Consider the following 19,577-nt stretch of genomic DNA (forward strand, 5'->3'; position numbering starts at 1 on the left):
AGGAGCCGGGCGGCATGGAGCGCAGCGACGTCCGGGGTACGTGGCTCGACCTCCCCTTGAAAAGGGGAGGTCGCTTTGCTCGCCAGAGCAAAGCGGGCGGGGATCTGCTCTCTCCGCACGCAGCATCGCCCGCGGCTGACCCCCATCCCGACCTTCCCCCTTTCAGGGGGAAGGGGAAGATCAGAAGCCCGGATGGAGCGAAGTGAAATCCGAGCTACGGCACCGTAAGATCCATATTCGCTGTCGTCCCTGCGAAGGCCTGCGAAGGCAGGGACCCATAACCACCGAAGATAACGGTTGGAATGAGCTGGAGCTCCAGCCTTCGTCATTGCGAGGGCTGTGGTTATGGGTCCCGGCTCGAGGCCGGGACGACGATGTGAAGACAGCCTGCCCTATTTTTTCTGCCGAGCGTGCTTGCGCCAGTCGGCGACGAACGACACGAAGGCAGCGAGTGCCGGCGGCGGCTGGCGGCGGCTTGGATAGTACAGGAATGGCCCGGGGAACGGCGGGCACCAATCGTCGAGCACGCTGACCAGCGCACCGGATTTGACGCCGTAGTGGACATAGCCCTCGAACGTCGCCCAGTAGCCGACGCCATCATGGACTGCGCGCAACGCGAGGCCGAGATAGGTCGCGATCAGCTTGGCCGGCGGCGACACCTTGACCACGCGGCCGTTCTTCTCGAACTCCCAATCGAACATCGCGCCGCTGCCGAAGCGGGTGCGGATGCAGGCGTGCTTCAGCAGATCTTTCGGATGCATCGGCCGGCCGTGCTTTGCGACATAGCCGCTCGAAGCCACCACCGCGTAGCGCTGCGGCGCGCCCAGTGGAATCGCGACCATGTCCTGCGCAAGGTGCTCACCGTAGCGCACGCCAGCATCGAAGCCCTGCGCGACGATATCGACGAAGGCGCTGTCGGCGACGATGTCGAGATCGACCTGCGGATATTTGGCGAGAAACGGCGCGGCCATCGGCGCCAGCACCAGATCGACCGCCGGCGGTGGCGCGTTGATCCGCAAGCGGCCGGACGGCTCGGCCCGCAGCCCCCGCACCTGGTCGAGCGCATCGCCGACCACAGCCATCGCCGGCCCGACCCGCGCAAGCAACAGCTCGCCGGCTTCGGTGAGCGCGACGCTGCGGGTGGTGCGATTCATCAGGCGAACGCCGATCCGCTCCTCCATGTCGCGCAGCCGCTGGCTCAGGCTCGAGACCGAGACGCGTTGCTCAAGCGCGGCACGGCGGAAGTTGCGCGTGCGCGCCACCGCCACGAAGGCGTCGAGGTCGCGGAGGTCGAAATCGTCCATTGTTCGATATAGTGAACAAGCTATTCGGCATTGTCCAGCTTATCGGCGGAAGGTAGCGGGCGCATATCGGCCGCACCACTTCATGGCGGACCGTCGTCCGCGACCTTCGAGGAGCACCATCATGGATACGCGCCAACTCGGTTCCACCGGCCCTGCCGTCTCGCTGATCGGCCTCGGCTGCATGGGCACGTCTGATTTCTATGGCCCCGCCGACCGCAGCGAGAGCATCGCCACCATTCACGCCGCGCTCGATGCCGGCGTCACGCTGCTCGATACCGGCGACTTCTATGGCATGGGTCACAACGAGATGCTGATCGCCGAGGCGCTGAGGGGCAGGAACCGCGACAATGTGCAGATCAGCGTCAAGTTCGGCGCGCTGCGCGATCCGAATAACGGCTTCCTCGGCTATGACAGCCGGCCCGCCGCGGTGAAGACCTTCGTCGCCTATTCGCTGCGGCGGCTCGCCGTCGACCACATCGACATCTACCGTCCGGCACGGCTCGATCCCGCCGTGCCGATCGAGGAGACGATCGGCGCCATGGCCGACATGATCAAGGCCGGCTGGATCCGGCATATCGGCCTCTCCGAGGTCGGCGCGGAGACCATCCGCCGCGCCCACAAGGTGCATCCGATCGCCGACCTGCAGATCGAGTATTCGCTGATCTCGCGCGGCATCGAGAGCGACATCCTGAAGACCTGCCGCGAGCTCGACATCGGCATCACCGCCTATGGCGTGCTGGCGCGCGGATTGATCAGCGGGCACTGGTCGAAGGACCGGGCGGAGGCCAAGGATTTTCGTCTGCACAGCCCGCGCTTCCAGGCCGGCAATATCGATGCCAATCTGGCGCTCGCCGATCGCCTGCGCGCGATCGCCGCCGAGATCGGCGCATCACCGGCGCAGGTTGCGATCGCCTGGGTCGCAGCGCAAGGCAAGGACATTGTGCCACTGGTCGGTGCGCGGCGGCGCGACCGACTGACCGAAACGCTCGGCGCGCTCGACGTGAAATTGACGGAGGCGCATCTCGCTGCGCTGGCCAAGGCGTTTCCGCCCGGCGCGGCGGCCGGAGGGCGCTATCCGGAAGAGCACCTCCGCCACATGGACAGCGAACGCCCGGCGAAGGCGTCCTAGAGCAAGATGAGTTTGGATCGAATCGGTTCGACGATGCGCTTCCTTCACCTCTCCCCGTCGGGGAGAGGTCGATTTGCGAAGCAAATCGGGTGAGGGGCCGCAGGGCTACCGAGGGACTGTAACCCCTCACCCAGCGCTACGCGCCGACCTCTCCCAAGGGAGAGGTGAACCTCCGCTGCCGATCCAGTTCAGCCTGATCTCATCACGTCTGAATCTTACCGATGCCCGCTCAAATCGGTGATGCTGGGCGCATCACCATTGAGCGGGTTCTGCGGATCGCGGGTGTAGCGCAGGGTTTCGAACCGCATGGCGCGCGCATCCACCATCAAGAGACGTCCGACCAGGCTTTCGCCGAAGCCGACGATCTCGCGGATCGCCTCCAGCGCCATCATCGAACCGAGGATGCCGGCGAGTGCGCCCATCACGCCGGCTTCGGCGCAGGCCGGCACGGTGCCCGGCGGCGGCGGCTCCGGAAACAGGCAGCGATAGGTCGGATTGAATTCGCCGTCCGCATTCTTCTCGTGCGCGCGGATCGTGGTCAACGAGGCATCGAACTGCCCGAGCGCCGCGGTGATCAGCGGCTTGCGCGCGAGAAAGCAGGCATCGGAGACCAGATAGCGGGTCTCGAAATTGTCGGAGCCGTCGAGCACGAGATCGTAATCCGCAAGCAGCGTCATCGCATTCTTGGCGTCGAGGCGCGCGGCATGCGCCTCGAACCTGACGTGCGGATTGAGCGCGTGGATCTGGGCGGCCGCGCTGTCGACCTTGCGCTTGCCGACGTCAGGTGTCGCATGGATGATCTGGCGCTGCAGGTTGGAGAGCGACACGATGTCGTCATCGATCACGCCGAGCCTGCCGACGCCCGCCGCTGCCAGATACATCAACGCCGGTGCCCCGAGACCGCCCGCGCCGATCACCAGCACGGCGGCTTGCTTCAGCGCGTTCTGGCCGGGCCCACCGACCTCGCGCAACACGATATGGCGGGCATAGCGTTCGAGTTCTTCGGCGCTCAGCATCGTTCGAACAAATCCCTCGTCATCGCGACCCTCATGGTGAGGAGGCGCACAGCGCCGTCTCGACCCATGAGGCCCGGTCCGTAGCCTCATCCTTCGAGACGCGGCTAGCGCCGCTCCTCAGGATAAGGGGTTGACGCCCTGAACCGGGCGCGGCTGTTGCCGACCAAGCAGATGTGCTTAATTGCCTAGACGTCAATGGTATCAGTCATCCCTTGCGGATTTGTCATGAGATCGGTGCTTTCGGCAACATTGATGGCCGTGGCCATGAGCACAGCGCATGCCCAAATGACGCCGCCATCGACGCCCGGCACCAAGCCCAAATCCATGACGACCGTGCCGATCCGCCCCCCGCTGCAAAAGCCGGAGGATACCGCGAATGCGATGGCGCAGGCCGAGCGGCTGGCGCTGCAATCGGACCTCGCCTGGGTCGGCCAATATAACGGCGCCATCACCGGCGACGTCAGCGAGCGCATGGTCAACGCGATCAAGGAATTCCAGAAGGGCCGCGGCGGCAAGCCGACCGGCGTGCTGAATCCGCAGGAGCGTAGCGTGCTCGCCGACACCGCGCGGCGGCGCCGGGAGAATGTCGGCTGGAAGATCGTCACCGAGCCGGCCACCGGGGCACGGCTCGGCATTCCCACAAAGCTGGTGCCGCAACTCACGAACGATGCCTCGGGCGCCAAATGGTCGTCGCCGACCGGCACCATCCAGGTGCTGCTGACGCGGCGCAAGGAAGCGAGCCCGACCACGGCAAAGCTCGCCGAGCGGGAAAAGAAGGAGCCGGCCGGCCGCACCATCGACTACACGGTGGTGAAGCCGGACTTCTTCGTGCTGTCGGGCATGCAGGGGCTGAAGAAGTTCTATCTGCGCGGCACGTTTAGGAGCGACGAGGTTCGCATCCTCACCATCCTTTACGACCAGGCGACCGAAAATACCGTCGAGCCGGCAGTGATCGCGATGTCGAGCGCGTTCAACGCATTCCCCGCCGGCGTGCAGATCGGACCACCGCCGCGCAAGACCGTGGAATACAGCACCGGCATCGTGGTCAGCGACGACGGCGCGATCGTCGCCGACCGCGTGGCAACAGATGAGTGCATCGCGCTGACGATCCCGGGTCATGGCAGAGCCGATCGCATCGCCGAGGACAAGGAGCACGATCTGGCGCTGCTGCGCATCTATGGCGCGCGCGCCTTGAAGCCGCTCAATGTCGCTGGCAACGCGACCAAGACGGCGCTCGAGGTCACCGGCATCGCCGATCCGCAAAACCAGGGCGGCGGCACGGAGGTTACCAGCGTGAAGGCATCCATAGCGCAGCTCGGCGGCGGGGACGATGCGGCGCTGTCACCGGCGCCGGCTGCCGGCTTCTCCGGCGCCGCTGCGCTCGATGACGACGGCAGATTTGCCGGCATCGCGTTGCTGAAGCCAGTGCAGGTTGCCGGCGCCGCGAACGCGACACCTCCGACGCAGGCCGCATTGGTGCCGGCAGATACAGTGCGCGGCTTCCTGAAGGCGCATGACGTGGCGGCGTCAGGCGGTTCGACGGATGCCAGGGCCGCCGTCGTCCGCGTAATCTGCGTCAGGAAATGACTCAAGCTGTCATCGTCCGCCACCGGATAGCGCGAATGCGCGCCCGATGACAGGCTCCGGCGGACGATCCAGCATTCCAGAGACGGTTGCGATAGAGCCGAGAAACCGCGGCGTACTGGATCGCCCGGTCGAGCCGGGCGACGACAGTTGTGGAGGAGATGCAGCTTTGCGTTCGTCACGAGGCGGTCTCCGCTCACACCGCCGTCGTCCCTGCGAAAGCAGGGACCCATAACCACGAATATCGCTTGTGATGCGAGGTCGGAACGACGAGTCCCTGTCACAACACAAGCTGCGGAGTATGGGTCCTGGCTTTCGCCAGGACGACGGTGGGGACGGTTCTCGGTTGCCCGAGCCGCCGTCGTCCGCGTAATCTGCGTCAGGAAATGACTCAAGCCGTCATCGTCCGCCACCTGATAGCGCGAATGCGCACCTGATGACAGGCTCCGGCGGACGATCCAGCATTCCAGAGACAGTCGCGATAGAGCCGAGAAACCGCGGCGTACTGGATCGCCCGGTCGAGCCGGGCGACGACAGTTGTGGAGGAGGAGGCAGCTTTGCGTTCGTCACGAGGCGGTCTCCGCGCACACCGCCGTCGTCCCTGCGAAAGCACTAGGGCATCTACACATCTTTGGGGCGCGACAGATTGACTCGGGACGGCATGATGTGCGGTCGCCGCAGCGACTTGTATGATTCTCTGTCTGGCGTTTTGATTCGAAGGAGCGCCAGAGATGCAGCAGGAACCGGATTTGTCCCTTGGCAAGTTTGGAGACGTTCGCCTTGATAAAAGGGGGCGGCGCTTCTCCGGGCTGTGCTTTGCACGCGCAACGTCTGTTTGCGCCAGATGGCGCAGGGCGACTGGGCTGCGAACATGGCGTTCTGGCGGTTTGTGAACAATCCACGGGTCACGACCGACAAGCTGGTTGAAGGCTGGAGCCTGCAGACGTCAGCCGCGGTCAGCGGGCGACATGTGCTGGCAATCCAAGATACCAGCGAGATCAAGTTCCACACCCGTCCGGGACATCGGCGCGGCTTGGGCAAGGTCGGCAAAGGCAACGCGCGTGGCGTGCTGCTGCATGCCATGATGGCAGTCGATGCCGACAGCGGGGTCTGTCTCGGGCTCACTGGCGGCAAGGTGTGGACGCGCAAGCGCACGGCGAAGATCGCTCACGAGAAGCGAGCCTTGGCCGACAAGGAGTCGGCGCGCTGGGTGACGACCGCTGAGCAAGGCCGCGATGTTCTGGCCGCAGCTGGTATGATCACCGTCGTCAACGACCGCGAGGGAGATTTCTTCGCCCACTGGGCGCTGACGCCCGCTGACAATGTCCACCTTCTGTCGCGCGCCATGCACGACCATGCGCTGGTCGATGGCGGCACGCTTTATCAGGCAGTCGGGCGGGCCGGCTTCTGCGGCAAGGCGGTGATCGATCTGCCGCAGCGGATGGATCGCAGCGCTCGCCAGGCCCACCTCTCCATGTGCTTTGGAACCGTTGTGCTCAAACGGCCGCAGCGCCCCGGCGTGAAAGACTTGGCGGAGGGCGTCAAAGTCAGCTTCGTCGAAGTCGTCGAGTTGCACCCCCCGAAGGGCGCCCAGCCCATTCATTGGTTGCTCCTGACCACCCATCCGGTCGCCACCGCCGCCGATGCCTGGCGGATCGTCTCCTGGTACAAGCAGCGCTGGATCATCGAGCAGCTCTTCCGCTCGCTGAAGAGCCAGGGTCTGCGCATCGAGGATAGTCAGCTCGACAGCGCTGAAGGCCTGATCAAACTGGTGGCGATCGCCACCAGAGTGGCATGTCTCGTCATCCAGCTTGTCCAAGCCCGCAATGGCGGTGAAGAATTGCCGGCCGAATTTGTGTTCACGCCGGACGAGATCGACGCGCTCAAGGCCATCAATAAAACCCTGAAAGGCCGCACCGAGCTCCAGAAGAACCACCATCGCCCCAACACTGTCGCCTGGGCGGCGTGGATCATCGCAAAGCTCGGCGGATGGACCGGCTACGCCTCGCATCGCCCACCTGGACCAATCACCTTCCACATCGGGATGGCTCGCTTCCAAATCCTCGTATACGGCACCGCAAACGTGTAGATGCCATAGTGCGAAAGCAGGGACCCATAACCACGAATATCGCTTGTTATGCGATGGACGACGAGCCTCTGTCACAACACAAGCTGCGGAGTATGGGTCCTGGCTTTCGCCAGGACGACGGTGGGGACGGTTCACGGATGCCAGGGCCGCCGTCGTCCGCGTGATCTGCGTCAGGAAATGACTCAAGCCGTCATCGTCCGCCACCTGATAGCGCGAATGCACGCCCGATGACAGGCTCCGGCGGACGATCCAGCATTCCAGAGACAGTTGCGATAGAGCCGAGAAACCGCGGCGTCCTGGATCGCCCGGCCCGAGCCTGGCGACGACAGTTGTGGAGGAGGATGCAGCTTTGCGTTCGTCACGAGGCGGTCTCCGCACACACCGCCGTCGTCCCTGCGAAAGCAAGGACCCATAACCACGAATATCGCTTGTGATGCGATGTCGGAACGACGAGTCCCTGTCACAACACAAGCTGCGGAGTATGGGTCCTGGCTTTCGCCAGGACGACAGTGGGGTGGTTCTCGCTTCAACCTGTCAAACAGCGTAGTCGGTGTCACCGCAGCGCGAACCGCACGCCGGCGCGGGCGAGCCCGCCGGCAATGCCAATCGGCGTGCCGTCGGCGCGCCAGCAGGCAGCGCCCGACATCGTGCCGTCGCGGTGGAACTGGATCGCATTCATGCCGCCGGCGACCGTCGATACCACCTGCACCTTGCGACCTTTGGCTGCGAGAGCTGTGCGGACGGTCTCCGGCACTGCCTGCTCGACCTCGAGCGCGTTGCCTTCGGTCCAGACCCGCGGCGCTTCGACCGCCTCCTGCAGGCTCATGCCGTGATCGATCAGGTTGATCAGTGCCTGCATCGCGCTCGGGAAGATGCGTTTTCCCCCGGGCAGCCCGAGCGCGTAAGCGAGCTTGCCGTCGCGCAGCGCCATCATCGGCGACATCGAGGTGGTGACGCGCTTGCCCGCCGCCAGCGACAGCGCATGTCCCGGCCGCGGATCGAACAGGTTCATGTAGTTGTTCGGCACGGTGCCGAGGCCTGGAATCAGGATCTTGGCGCCGAACAGATTGTTGATGGTCTGCGTGGTCGCAACCACATTGCCCATCGCGTCCGCAGCGGTCATGTGCGTGGTATGCGCGCTTTCGAGCTGCGAAACGCCGGCGCCCCAGGCCTGCGCGGACGCGGAATTAATCGCGCGGCGGCGCTCCTCGGCATAGGCCTTCGAGGTCAGCCGCTCCACCGGCACGTTGACATAGGCGGGATCGCCGCTTGCTGCTTCGCGATCGGCAAAGGCGATCTTCAGCGCCTCGGCAAGATAGTGGATGGTCTCGGCCGTGCCGAAGCCGAGCCGGGCGATGTCGTAGCCTTCGAGGATGTTGAGCATCTGCGTGATGTGCACACCGGAGGCGGCGGGCGGCGGCGGACCCAGAATTTCCCAACCGCGGTAATCGCAGCGGATCGGCGCGCGCTCGACCGTCTTGTAGCTCGCAAGGTCCTCGCGCGCGATGAAGCCGCCGTTTTTCGTCATGTAGTCGACCAGGATGTCGCCGAGCGGCCCTTGATACAGCGCGTTGTCGCCATGGTCGGCGATGTATCTAAGCGTCTCGGCATATTCCGCCTGCACCACGCGCTCACCTGGCTTGAGCGGCTCGCCATTCGGCAGATAGATCGCCGAGATCGGCTTGTCCTTCAGCATCTCCTCGGCGCCGTCGCTGATGCATTCGTGCAAGTAAGGCGTCGCCGCATAGCCGCGCGCGGCATGCTTGATCGCTGGCTGCATCACGTCGGTGAGGCTCATGGTGCCGAAGCGGCGCAGCGTTTCGCACCAGGCCTTCAGCGAGCCCGGCACGGCGACCGCTTTCGGCCCGTTGAGATTCTCGTTGCCGACGGTGTCGAACACGTCATGCGCCGAACCGGGCTTCGAGGTGTAGGTGTCCGGCCGCACCGCCTTCGGCACCGTGCTCTGCCCGTCGATGAAGCGGTGGCTGCCATCGGCGAGGCGAATATGCGCCATACCACCGCCGATGATGCCGACCATCATCGGCTCGACCACGGTGAGTGTGAACAGGGTCGCGATCGCGGCATCGATGGCGTTGCCGCCGGCGGCGAGCATCTCGGCGCCCGCGGCCGACGCCAGCGGATGGTTGCTGACCACCATGCCGCGGCTGCTGGTCGCCGGCAGCTTCTGGCACTCGAAACTCGTTGCCGCGCGATCGCGCCAGTTGCCGCTCATGATCCTGTTCCCTTGTTGTGCTTCCGATGTGCCTCGGAATGATGATCTTGGACCCAAGTCTATTTCTGACACTTCGGGCACCAGAACGTCGAACGGCCGTTCTGGGTGAAGCGCCTGACGATGCCGTCGCAGCCCGATGTGCGGCATGTCTCGCCTTCGCGGTCGTAGACCTGGAACGAGTGCTGGAAGTAGCCGAGATCACCGTTGGTGAGCCGATGGTCGCTGATCGACGAGCCGCCGGCCTTGATCGCCTGGTTGAGCACCTGATGGATCGCATCGACCAGCCGCCTCGCATGGTCGGTGGGCTCGCCCCCGGCAACGCCCTTGCGTTGTCCGGCCTTGGTTGCGAGCGTCGCGGCCAGGCGCCGCGGCGACAGATGCGCACGAAACAGCGCCTCGCAGACATAGATGTTGCCGAGTCCCGCCACCACGCGCTGGTCGAGCAGCGCCGCCTTCAGGCTGGTCTTCTTGTTGTGACAGGATCGCGCCAGCATCGCCGCGTCGAATTCATTGCCGAGCGGCTCGGGTCCCAGCCCCTTCAGCAGCGGCTCGTCCTCGATCGCGTTGCGGGCGATGATCTTCATGTAGCCGAAGCGGCGCGGATCGTTGAAGACGACAGCCGCACCCGACGACATGTGGAACACGACGTGATCATGCGCACGATCCTCGCTGCGAGGATGGTGGAATTGTCCCGGCGTAGCCGCGCCCGTCCCCTTCAGCACCCGGAACGAGCCCGACATGCCCAAATGCATCAGCAGCACATCGCCGGAGGTCAGGTCCGCCATGAGGTATTTGGCGCGGCGGCCGAGCCCGGTCACGGTCTGGCCTTCGAGCCGGGCAATGAAGTCCTTTTGAAAGGGAAACCGCAGATCCTTGCGACGGGCTTCGGCCTTGAGGATTTTTGCCCCTTCCATGGCCGGTTGCAGGCCGCGGCGGACGGTCTCGACTTCGGGTAATTCCGGCATAGCAGGCATTCACCTTTTGGAAGTGACGTGATAGCGCCATTGCGGCCGCCGCGCTATGGTTTGGCTGGAGCGTTTTCGAGCGAAGCCTATCCCACACGTGATGCGGGATGGCACCGGTTCGCGTGAAGAAAACGCGACCAAAACGGGTAAGAGTTGTGAGTTGATGGATCGGCCGGATCAAACCACCCATTTCGGCTTCAGGGACGTCCCCCTGAGCGACAAGCAGACGCTGGTGAACGACGTGTTTCACAGCGTCGCGCAGCGCTACGACTTGATGAACGATCTGATGTCGGCAGGCCTGCACCGGGTCTGGAAGGACATCATGATCACGACGCTCAATCCGCCGAAGGGCGATGCGCCGTTTGCGCTGCTCGACGTCGCCGGCGGCACCGGCGATATCGCATTCCGCGCCGCCAAGGAGGGCGGAGCGGGCTTCCACGCGACCGTCTGCGACATCAATGGCGAGATGCTGGCGGTGGGCCGCGAGCGCGCCGCCAAGCAGCATCTCGACGATCGTGTGTCGTTCGTCGAGGGCAACGCCGAAACGCTGGCCTTCGCCGACCGATCGTTCGACGCCTACACGATCGCGTTCGGTATCCGCAACGTGCCGCGGATCGACCTCGCGCTGCGCGAAGCCTATCGCGTGCTGCGGCCCGGCAGCCGCTTCCTGTGCCTGGAATTCTCCACCGTCGACGTGCCGGGCCTCGACCGGCTTTACGACCTGTTCTCCTTCAAGGTGATCCCGCCGCTCGGCCGCGCCGTCACCGGCGATGCCGAATCCTATCAATATCTCGTCGAGTCGATCCGCAAATTCCCCCGGCCCGGTGCGTTCGCCGAGATGATCGGCGCCGCCGGCTTCTCGCGCGTGAAGTGGCAGAGCCTCTCCGGCGGCATCGTGGCGTTGCATTCGGGCTGGCGTTTGTGATCTCTGCACTGTCCCACATCGCGCGCCTCGCCCGCGCCGGTTTCGTGTTTGCGCGCGAGGGCGTGTTCGGCGTCGTCGATCCGTCGCTGGTGCCGCCGCCCGGACAACTCGCGCTGAAGCTGGCGCGGCTGATCGAACGCCGCTCCGCCAAGTCCGGTCCTCGGCTGTCGCGCGCGCTGACCCGGCTCGGGCCCGCCTATCTCAAGCTCGGACAATTCCTCGCCACCCGGCCCGACGTGGTCGGTGTCGTGATGGCGCGCGACCTCGAAAGCCTGCAAGACCGGCTGCCGCCGTTCTCGCAGGAAGCAGCCGAGGCCGTGATCACGCAATCGCTGGAGCGGCCGCTGTCGCAGGTCTTCGTCCGCCTGGGACCTGCGGTTGCCGCCGCCTCGATCGCCCAGGTGCATCGCGGCGAGGTCGAGCGAAACGGCGTCCGGCGCCAGGTCGCGGTCAAGGTGCTGCGGCCGAACGTCGCCGCACGCTTCCACCGTGACTTGAGCGATTTCTTCTTCGTCGCGCGCAATGCCGAGGCGCATTCCGCCGAAGCGCGGCGGCTGCGGCTGATCGAGGTCATCAACACGATGTCGCGCTCGGTCGCGATGGAGATGGACCTGCGGCTGGAAGCGGCCGCGCTGTCCGAGATGGCGGAGAACACCAACGACGATCCGGATTTCCGCGTGCCGGCAGTCGACTGGGACCGCACCACCCACAACGTTCTGACGATGGAGTGGATCGACGGCATCGCGCTGAACGATCACGCGCGGCTCGCGCAGGCCAACGTCGATCTGCCCGATCTCGGCCGCAAGGTGATCCAGAGCTTCCTGCGCCACGCGCTGCGCGACGGCTTCTTCCATGCCGACATGCATCCCGGCAATCTGTTCCTCGACGAGACCGGCCGCCTGGTTGCGGTGGATTTCGGCATCATGGGACGGCTCGGGCTGAAGGAGCGGCGCTTCCTTGCCGAGATCCTGCTCGGCTTCATCACCCGCGACTACCGCCGCGTCGCCGAGGTGCATTTCGAGGCGGGCTACGTGCCGGGACACCACTCGGTGGAGAATTTCGCGCAGGCGATTCGCGCGATCGGCGAGCCGATCCACAACCGGACCGCCGAGGAAATCTCGATGGCGAAGCTATTGACCCTGCTGCTCGAGGTCACCGGCCTGTTCGACATGCAGACGCGGCCCGAACTGATCCTGTTGCAGAAGACCATGGTGGTGGTCGAGGGCGTGGCGCGCGGCTTCGACCCCAAGCTCGACATCTGGAAGATCGCCGATCCCGTGGTGCGCGAATGGATCACGCAGAATCTCGGCCCGCTCGGCCGCATCCAGGGCGCGATGTCCGGCGCGGGCGAGCTCGGCCGCGTCATCGCCAATCTGCCTTCCATCGCCACCCGTGCCATGACGGTGCTCGAGCAGTTGGAGACCATGACACGCGAAGGCCACATGCTGTCGTCGGATACCATCGACGAAATGGCCCGCGCCGAGGCCCGCAAAGCGCGGCTGCAGACCGTCGGGCTTTGGGTCATTGCCCTCGCCCTGATCGGAATCCTTTTCAGCATCCGAGGGCTGTGATTGCAATGCATTCATCGTGTGATATCATTGATATCACATTTGGAGGCATGCCATGGCGAGCCTGACCATCCGCAAGCTCGACGACACGCTGAAGGCCTATCTGCGGCTACGGTCCGCCAAGAACGGACGGTCGGTCGAGGAGGAGGTCCGGGTGATTCTCCGGGAGCTCGCGGACGGCCGTGCGGAGGCCGCTGAAGCGGCTCTCGTTGGCCCCATCAAAGACCCTGCTCCTGCCCCACGCGCCACCGGCGCGGCTGGCGAGGCCCGCGTGACCCTGATCATCGGCGGCGGGATCGCGGCCTACAAGGCGCTAGACCTGATCCGGCGGCTCAAGGAGCGGCGCATCCAGGTCCGCTGCGTGCTGACCAAGGCGGCCCAGCAATTCGTCACCCAGCTCGCGGCCAGCGCGCTGTCGCACGAGCAGGTCTACACCGATCTGTTCGATGCCGAGAGCGAGTTCGACGCCGGCCACATCCGGCTGGCGCGGGAGTGCGATCTGATCGTGGTGGCGCCGGCAACCGCAGACCTGATGGCCAAGATGGCGCATGGCCATGCCGACGACCTCGCCAGCGCCATCCTGCTCGCGGCCAACCGGCCGATCCTGCTCGCGCCGGCGATGAACCCGCTGATGTGGAACAATCCGGCCACCCGCCGCAACGTGCTGCAGCTCCGCCGCGACGGCATTCACACCGTCGGCCCCAACGCCGGCGAGATGGCGGAAGCCGGCGAAGCCGGCGTCGGGCGGATGGCCGAGCCGACCGAGATCGCCGCCGCAGCCGACCACATGCTGCGGCCGCCGCAGCCGCGTCCACTGACCGGCAAGCGCGTGCTGATCACCGCGGGCCCGACCCATGAGGCGATCGATCCGGTCCGCTACATCGCCAACCGCTCCTCCGGCAAACAGGGCTTTGCCATCGCCGCCGCCGCACGGGCGGCCGGCGCCGAGGTGGTGCTGGTGTCCGGCCCGGTCGAGTTGCCCGATCCGGCGGGCGTATCCGTGATGCGCGTGGAATCCGCGCGCGACATGCTGCACCGGGTCGAGGCGGCGCTGCCGGTCGACGTTGCGATCTTTGCTGCGGCGGTCGCCGACTGGCGCGTCGCCAATGAGGGCGCGCAGAAACTGAAGAAGACCGCGGCCGGCATGCCGCCGCTGCAGCTTGTCGAGAACCCCGACATCCTCGCCACGATCTCGAAGCTGAAGGACAAGCGGCCGCCGCTGGTGATCGGCTTCGCCGCCGAAACCGAGCACCTGATCGAGAATGCCAAGGCGAAGTTCGCGCGCAAGGGCTGTGACTGGATCGTCGCCAACGACGTCTCGCCCGCGACCGGCGTGATGGGCGGCGACCGCAATACCGTTCATCTGCTGGCGCGCGAGGGCAAGGAGGTGACCGTCGACTCCTGGCCTGTCATGACCAAGGAAGAGGTCGCGGCCGCCCTGGTGTCGCGCATCGCAAGAACCGTAGGAGCAACGTCGTGAGCGCCGTCATCAAGGTTGAGGTCCACCAGCTTCCGCACGGCGCCGATATGTTGCTGCCGATCTATCAGACGGCTGACGCGGCCGGGCTCGATCTGCTGGCGGCGGTGCCGCGGTCGGCGCCCCTCATCCTGCTGCCCGGACGATACGAGATGATCCCGACCGGGCTGACCATTGCACTGCCCCCGGGTTTCGAGGCTCAGGTGCGGCCGCGCTCGGGGCTTGCCGCCAAGTACGGCATCACGGTGCTGAACTCGCCCGGCACGATCGACGCCGACTATCGCGGCGAGATCAACGTGCTGCTGATCAATCACGGCGAGAAGGCGTTTTCGATCCGGCGCGGCGAACGCATCGCGCAGATGGTGATCGCGCCCGTCACCCGGGCGGAACTGGTTCCAGTCGACGTGCTGCCTGCAACCGCGCGCGGCAGCGGCGGATTCGGCTCGACCGGGCGCTAACATCCGCGCGAATACCGAGCCATTTCGCCTAAAACTCGTCCTGCCGGCGCATTTTTTCACAGCGGATTTTGCGTTCACGGTCTGGACTCTTACTCGCCGAGTCCGGTTGGGACTATTCTGCCTTGATTCGAGCACGACGGGGGGTCTTCGTCGGGCTTTCTGGTCCTGCTTGGGCATGATCCTCGCGCGAACGCCACGCGTTCGTTGCGACGGAAGACCGGTCGGCTTTTCCGGCTCATGCCTGGGAGTTGTGCGTTCTGGGGCAACATATGTCGGGCGTAGTCGCGGCGATGCGTCGAACCCTGCTGTCATGCACCTCACTGGCGCGCGACGGCATGATTGGACTCGCCGCTACTGCATTGTTGCCGGCGCGCTCGGCCTTCGCCTCCGAATCATACCTGGTCCAGGCGATGTCGGATCATTTCGGCCTCAATCACCAGGAGGTCGCGGTTCTCGCGACGTCGTTTGCGCTGGTCGGCTTTTCCGTGGTTGCCGCGATCCTGCTGATGCGCACCCGGTTGCGCGCGACCAGGAGTGAAGAGCAACTGCGCTCGGAGATCGCGGACCTGCAGTCACAGTCGGACCGGCTGCGCGCGCTCCTGTTCACCGAGCCGCAGGTGCTGATTTCCTGGGCCGCCGGCGACAACCGCCCGCAGATCAGCGGCGACATCTCGCTGGTGATGTCGCAGGAGGGATCGCCGCAGCGCATCCTCGCCTTCGGGACCTGGCTGCCGCCCGAGCCCGCGCTGCAGATGGATCGCGCCGTCGACGCGCTGCGCGACAAGGGCGAGCCGTTCCTGCTCAACCTCTCGACATCGGCCGGGCGCGGCATCGAGGCGATGGGTCGCGCGATCGGCGGGCAGGCCATCGTGCGGATCCGCGAGCTCGGCGGCCTGCGCCGCGAGCTCGCCGAATCGAACCTGCGCTTCAAGGCGCTGCAGGAGGAGACCGAGCTGCTGCGCGAGTTCGCCGCGGCCGCGCCCTGGCCGATCTGGGCCAAGAGCCTCGAGGGCAATCTGCGCTACGCCAACGCGGCCTATGTCCGCGCCACCGAGGGCAACAGCGTCGCCGATGCGCTGCAACGCAATCTCGAGCTGCTCGAGAGCGAACAGCGCAGCGAACTGGCGCGCGCCCTGAACGACAATGCGAACTACGCCGCGCGGCTGCCGATCGTGGTCAGCGGCGAGCGGCGGATCTACGACGTGCAGGCGCTCAAGCTCGGCAGCGGCAGCGCGGGCATCGCAATCGACGCCAGCGAGGCCGCGGCGCTGCGCGCGGCGCTGACGCGGATGGTCGAAGCGCACCGGCGCACCCTCGACCAATTGTCCTCGGGTGTCGCCGTGTTCGACGCCAACCGGCGGCTCACCTTCTACAACGAATCCTACCGGCGGCTGTGGAGCCTCGATCAGGCCTTCCTCGACAGCAATCCCGACGACTCCAGCATCCTCGACCGGCTCCGCGCCGACCGCAAGCTGCCCGAGCAGCCCGACTTCCGCGCCTGGAAGGCCAAGCTGCACGAGGCCTATCGCGCGGTCGAATCCGAGACCTACACCTGGTTCCTGCCCGACGGGCGCGCGGTCAGCGTCGTCACCACGCCGAACCTCGAGGGCGGCGTCACCTATCTGTTCGACAATGTCACCGAGAGCCTCGACCTCGCACGCCGCTATGACGGCCTGACGCGGGTGCAGCGTGAAACGCTCGACAACCTCGCCGAGGCGGTGGCGGTGTTCGGCAGCAACGGCCGCGCGCAACTGTTCAATCCGGCGTTTGCCAGGATGTGGAAGCTGTCGGCCGATGCGCTGAACGGCGAGCCGCATATCGAGGCGGTCGAAGCGCTCTGCAAGCCGCTCTATGACGATCCGCGGACCTGGCGCACTTTGCGCGAATCGATCACCGCGATCGAGAACCGGGCACAGGTGGCGCTCAAGCTCGAGCGCAAGGACGGCAGCGTGCTGGACTGCATGACGATCCCGCTGCCCGACGGCGCGACGCTGCTCACCTTCCAGGACATCACCGACACCGAGAATGTCGAGCGCGCGCTGCGCGAGCGCAACGAGGCGTTGGAAGCGGCCGACCAGATGAAGGTGGATTTCGTCCACCACGTGTCCTACGAGCTGCGCGCGCCGCTCACCACCATCATCGGCTTCGCGCATTTCCTCAGCGATCCCTCGACCGGACCGCTGACGCCGAAGCAGGCCGAATATCTCGACTACGTCACCAAATCGACCAACGCGCTGCTGGCGCTAACCAACAACATCCTCGATCTCGCCACCATCGACGCCGGTGCGATGAAGCTCGAGCTCGGCCCCATCAATATCGCCCGGGCGATCGAGGCGGCCGCCGAGGGCATCCAGGACAGGCTTGCGACCGACCGGATCGCGCTCAGGGTCGATATCGCGCCCAATATCGGCGGCTTCATCGGCGACGAGCGGCGCGTGGTGCAGGTGCTCTATAACCTGCTCGCCAATGCCGTCGGCTTCTCGCCGCACGATGCCACCGTCACGATCAGCGCGCGGCGGAACGAGCACAGCGTGGTATTCGCGGTGACCGACGCCGGCCCGGGCATTCCGCCGGAGATGAAGGACAAGGTGTTCAACTGGTTCGAGAGCCATTCCCACGGCTCGCGGCATCGCGGCGCCGGGCTCGGCCTGTCGCTGGTGCGCTCCTTCGTCGAGCTGCATGGCGGCCGGGTGCGCGTCGATTCCACCGTCGGCAAGGGCACGACCGTGACCTGCGACTTCCCCGTCGACCAGACCGCACATCGCAACGCCGCTGAATGATCGCGATCTCCACATTCCCGGTCGCGCTCGCGAACGAAGCCGCGACGGCCGAGCTGATGGCCGATCTCGCGCTGCTGATCGGCGCCGGCGACGTGATCACGCTGTCGGGCGACCTCGGCGCCGGCAAGACTGCCGCCGCCCGCGCGCTGATCCGCTATCTCGCCGCCGACGACACGCTGGAAGTGCCGAGCCCGACGTTCACGCTGGCGCAGAGCTACGAGCTGCCCTCGTTCCCGCTGGTCCATGCCGATCTCTATCGCATCAACGATGCGAGCGAACTCGAGGAGATCGGGCTGTCGCCGCTGCCCGACGACATCATGGCGCTGATCGAGTGGCCGGAGCGCGCGCCGGATGCGCTGCCCGGCGACCGCATCGACATCGCGTTCAGCCATCGCCCGGCGCTGGGATCGACCGCCCGCGCGGCCGAGATCACCGGCCATGGCAAGGGCGCAGCCAAGGTCACACGGCTCAAGCTGCTGCGCCAGTTCCTCGACGGGGCAGGCTATCTCGGCGCCAAGCGCGAGCGCATGCCTGGCGACGCCTCGACCCGCTCCTACGCGCGGCTACGCACTGAGCAGGGCTGCGTCATCCTGATGAACTCGCCGCGGCGTCCCGATGGCCCGCCGATCTATAACGGCAAATCCTACAGCGCGGCCGTGCATCTCGCCGAAGATGTCAGGCCATTCGTCGCGATCGGAAACGGCCTGCGCAAACAGGGCTTTTCCGCGCCGGCGATCCGGCATAGCGATCTCGAGTCCGGATTTCTCATCACCGAGGATTTCGGCAACGCCGGCGTGGTCGAGGGCGATCCACCGCGGCCGATCGTCGAGCGATACGAAGCTGCAACCGACGTGCTGGCGGCGCTACATCGCGAGGTGCTGCCGACGAGGCTGCCGCTGACAGCCGACACGAGCTACGACATGCCGGTGTTCGATGTCGACGCCTGGCTGATCGAAATCGGGCTGATGCTCGAATGGTACATGCCCGCCCGCGGCGTCAAGCCAAGCGATGCGCTGCGCGCCGAATTCGTCGAGATGTGGCGCGCGCTGCTGGAGAAGCCTGCCGCGGCGCCGAAGACCTGGGTGATTCGCGACTTCCATTCGCCGAATATCATCTGGCTCGCTGAACGCACCGGAATCCTGCGGGTCGGCATTATCGACTTTCAGGATGCGCTGCTTGGCCCCGCCGCCTATGACGTGGTGTCGCTGCTGCAGGATGCACGGATCGAAGTGCCCGAGCAGCTCGAGCTTTCACTTCTCACCCGCTACATCAAGGCGCGACGGGTGACCGACGAGAGCTTCGATCCTGCCGATTTCGCCACGCTCTATGCGATCATGTCGGCGCAGCGGAACACACGCCTGCTCGGCACCTTCGCCCGGCTCAACGGGCGTGACGGCAAGCCGCATTATTTGAAGCACCAGCCGCGGATCTGGACCTACCTCAACCGGTCGCTGGCTCATCCGTCGCTCGCGCCGCTCCGCGACTGGTACGCGGCCAATGTCCCTCCTCCGGTACCGTAGGTTTACCCGTTGTTAGCCGTCGGCCGCCTAAGGTTGCCCTGGCTGTGCGTTGTGTTTGGAGCGGCCGCATCGGGAGCAGGACCACACGATGGCGACGGAACGACGCAGGGGCGATCGTGTCACATTCGAGCGCGGCATTGCGGCGTTCATGATGGGCATCGACGGCACCTGGCGGCGCGACTGCGTCATGGAGGACGTGTCCGAGACGGGAGCCAAGCTCACCGTCGAGGGCTCGATCGAGGGCCTGCACCTGAAGGAATTCTTTCTGCTGCTGTCGTCCACAGGATTGGCCTATCGCCGCTGCGAGCTGGCATGGGTCAACGGCGACCAGATCGGCGTCAATTTTCTGAAGCAAGGCGACAAAAAGAAAAAAATAACCAAGCGCGGCACGCAGGCTGCCGACGCTTAGAGCATGATCCGGAAAAGTGGAGAGCGGTTTTCCGACAAGATCATGCTCAAACAAGGGTTCCAGTCGCCATCGACGTCTTATGGCCGTCATGTCCGATGACTATGGCGTTTGATCGATGTG

At 65.5% G+C, this 19,577-nt stretch carries 14 protein-coding genes; 10 read left to right on the top strand and 4 right to left on the bottom strand.

Features of this window, described 5'->3' with window-relative positions:
- Nucleotides 1-392: 392 nt before the first annotated feature.
- Complete coding sequence (locus P6U30_RS00270; protein ID WP_407167608.1) at nt 393-1,304, bottom strand: LysR family transcriptional regulator; 912 nt, start codon at nt 1,302-1,304, stop codon at nt 393-395.
- 121 nt (nt 1,305-1,425) lie between these two features.
- On the opposite strand from P6U30_RS00270, the gene P6U30_RS00275 reads away from it, so the two are divergent.
- On the top strand, nt 1,426-2,433 hold the full coding sequence (locus P6U30_RS00275; RefSeq protein ID WP_407167609.1) for an aldo/keto reductase: 1,008 nt from the start codon (nt 1,426-1,428) through the stop codon (nt 2,431-2,433).
- Between the two features lie 215 nt (nt 2,434-2,648).
- On the opposite strand, the gene P6U30_RS00280 is transcribed toward P6U30_RS00275, so the two are convergent.
- Nucleotides 2,649-3,449: a HesA/MoeB/ThiF family protein gene (locus tag P6U30_RS00280; RefSeq protein WP_407167610.1), complete on the bottom strand. Its 801-nt coding sequence runs from the start codon at nt 3,447-3,449 to the stop codon at nt 2,649-2,651.
- Nucleotides 3,450-3,674: 225 nt separating this feature from the next.
- Here P6U30_RS00280 and P6U30_RS00285 point away from each other — a divergent pair, with 225 nt between their 5' ends.
- Both P6U30_RS00285 and P6U30_RS00290 read left to right on the top strand, forming a co-directional pair.
- Nucleotides 3,675-5,036, top strand: a complete 1,362-nt coding sequence (locus P6U30_RS00285) for a serine protease (RefSeq protein ID WP_407167611.1) — start codon at nt 3,675-3,677, stop codon at nt 5,034-5,036.
- Nucleotides 5,037-5,904: 868 nt separating this feature from the next.
- Nucleotides 5,905-7,122 (top strand): IS4 family transposase, encoded by a 1,218-nt coding sequence (locus P6U30_RS00290; protein ID WP_407165572.1) that lies wholly within the window; start codon nt 5,905-5,907, stop codon nt 7,120-7,122.
- Nucleotides 7,123-7,675: 553 nt separating this feature from the next.
- Here P6U30_RS00290 and ggt read toward each other — a convergent pair.
- Together ggt and mutM are read right to left on the bottom strand one after the other, a co-directional pair.
- Complete coding sequence (ggt, locus tag P6U30_RS00295) at nt 7,676-9,355, bottom strand: gamma-glutamyltransferase (RefSeq protein ID WP_407167612.1); 1,680 nt, start codon at nt 9,353-9,355, stop codon at nt 7,676-7,678.
- Nucleotides 9,356-9,414: 59 nt separating this feature from the next.
- Nucleotides 9,415-10,320 (bottom strand): bifunctional DNA-formamidopyrimidine glycosylase/DNA-(apurinic or apyrimidinic site) lyase, encoded by a 906-nt coding sequence (gene mutM, locus P6U30_RS00300; RefSeq protein WP_407167613.1) that lies wholly within the window; start codon nt 10,318-10,320, stop codon nt 9,415-9,417.
- Between the two features lie 163 nt (nt 10,321-10,483).
- Here mutM and ubiE point away from each other — a divergent pair, with 163 nt between their 5' ends.
- From ubiE to P6U30_RS00335, 7 genes are all read left to right on the top strand, one after another.
- The gene (gene ubiE, locus P6U30_RS00305) at nt 10,484-11,245 is read left to right on the top strand and encodes a bifunctional demethylmenaquinone methyltransferase/2-methoxy-6-polyprenyl-1,4-benzoquinol methylase UbiE (RefSeq protein ID WP_407167614.1); all 762 of its coding nucleotides are present in this window, start codon (nt 10,484-10,486) and stop codon (nt 11,243-11,245) included.
- Nucleotides 11,242-12,816 carry a 2-polyprenylphenol 6-hydroxylase gene (ubiB, locus tag P6U30_RS00310; RefSeq protein WP_407167615.1) on the top strand — a complete coding sequence of 525 codons (1,575 nt, stop codon included), beginning with the start codon at nt 11,242-11,244 and terminating at the stop codon, nt 12,814-12,816. The genes ubiE and ubiB overlap by 4 nt, the downstream gene beginning before the upstream one ends.
- Before the next feature lie 52 nt (nt 12,817-12,868).
- Complete coding sequence (gene coaBC / locus P6U30_RS00315; RefSeq protein WP_407167616.1) at nt 12,869-14,293, top strand: bifunctional phosphopantothenoylcysteine decarboxylase/phosphopantothenate--cysteine ligase CoaBC; 1,425 nt, start codon at nt 12,869-12,871, stop codon at nt 14,291-14,293.
- A complete protein-coding gene (dut, locus tag P6U30_RS00320; protein WP_407167617.1) occupies nt 14,290-14,748 on the top strand; it encodes a dUTP diphosphatase in 459 nt (152 codons plus the stop codon). Before coaBC ends, dut begins: the two co-directional genes overlap by 4 nt.
- A 269-nt stretch (nt 14,749-15,017) precedes the next feature.
- The gene (locus P6U30_RS00325; RefSeq protein ID WP_407167618.1) at nt 15,018-17,528 is read left to right on the top strand and encodes an ATP-binding protein; all 2,511 of its coding nucleotides are present in this window, start codon (nt 15,018-15,020) and stop codon (nt 17,526-17,528) included.
- On the top strand, nt 17,525-19,048 hold the full coding sequence (gene tsaE, locus P6U30_RS00330; RefSeq protein WP_407167619.1) for a tRNA (adenosine(37)-N6)-threonylcarbamoyltransferase complex ATPase subunit type 1 TsaE: 1,524 nt from the start codon (nt 17,525-17,527) through the stop codon (nt 19,046-19,048). The genes P6U30_RS00325 and tsaE overlap by 4 nt, the downstream gene beginning before the upstream one ends.
- A gap of 88 nt (nt 19,049-19,136) precedes the next feature.
- Nucleotides 19,137-19,457: a PilZ domain-containing protein gene (locus P6U30_RS00335; protein WP_407167620.1), complete on the top strand. Its 321-nt coding sequence runs from the start codon at nt 19,137-19,139 to the stop codon at nt 19,455-19,457.
- Nucleotides 19,458-19,577 lie beyond the last annotated feature (120 nt).

Source organism: Bradyrhizobium sp. ORS 111 (assembly GCF_045571485.1).
GTDB lineage: Bacteria > Pseudomonadota > Alphaproteobacteria > Rhizobiales > Xanthobacteraceae > Bradyrhizobium.

Coding starts and splice junctions, on each gene's coding strand:
- P6U30_RS00270 (WP_407167608.1), bottom strand. CDS start 1,304: ATGGACGATTTCGACCTCCGCGACCTCGACGCCTTCGTGGCGGTGGCG.
- P6U30_RS00275 (WP_407167609.1), top strand. CDS start 1,426: ATGGATACGCGCCAACTCGGTTCCACCGGCCCTGCCGTCTCGCTGATC.
- P6U30_RS00280 (WP_407167610.1), bottom strand. CDS start 3,449: ATGCTGAGCGCCGAAGAACTCGAACGCTATGCCCGCCATATCGTGTTG.
- P6U30_RS00285 (WP_407167611.1), top strand. CDS start 3,675: ATGAGATCGGTGCTTTCGGCAACATTGATGGCCGTGGCCATGAGCACA.
- P6U30_RS00290 (WP_407165572.1), top strand. CDS start 5,905: ATGGCGTTCTGGCGGTTTGTGAACAATCCACGGGTCACGACCGACAAG.
- ggt (WP_407167612.1), bottom strand. CDS start 9,355: ATGAGCGGCAACTGGCGCGATCGCGCGGCAACGAGTTTCGAGTGCCAG.
- mutM (WP_407167613.1), bottom strand. CDS start 10,320: ATGCCGGAATTACCCGAAGTCGAGACCGTCCGCCGCGGCCTGCAACCG.
- ubiE (WP_407167614.1), top strand. CDS start 10,484: ATGGATCGGCCGGATCAAACCACCCATTTCGGCTTCAGGGACGTCCCC.
- coaBC (WP_407167616.1), top strand. CDS start 12,869: ATGGCGAGCCTGACCATCCGCAAGCTCGACGACACGCTGAAGGCCTAT.
- P6U30_RS00325 (WP_407167618.1), top strand. CDS start 15,018: ATGTCGGGCGTAGTCGCGGCGATGCGTCGAACCCTGCTGTCATGCACC.
- tsaE (WP_407167619.1), top strand. CDS start 17,525: ATGATCGCGATCTCCACATTCCCGGTCGCGCTCGCGAACGAAGCCGCG.
- P6U30_RS00335 (WP_407167620.1), top strand. CDS start 19,137: ATGGCGACGGAACGACGCAGGGGCGATCGTGTCACATTCGAGCGCGGC.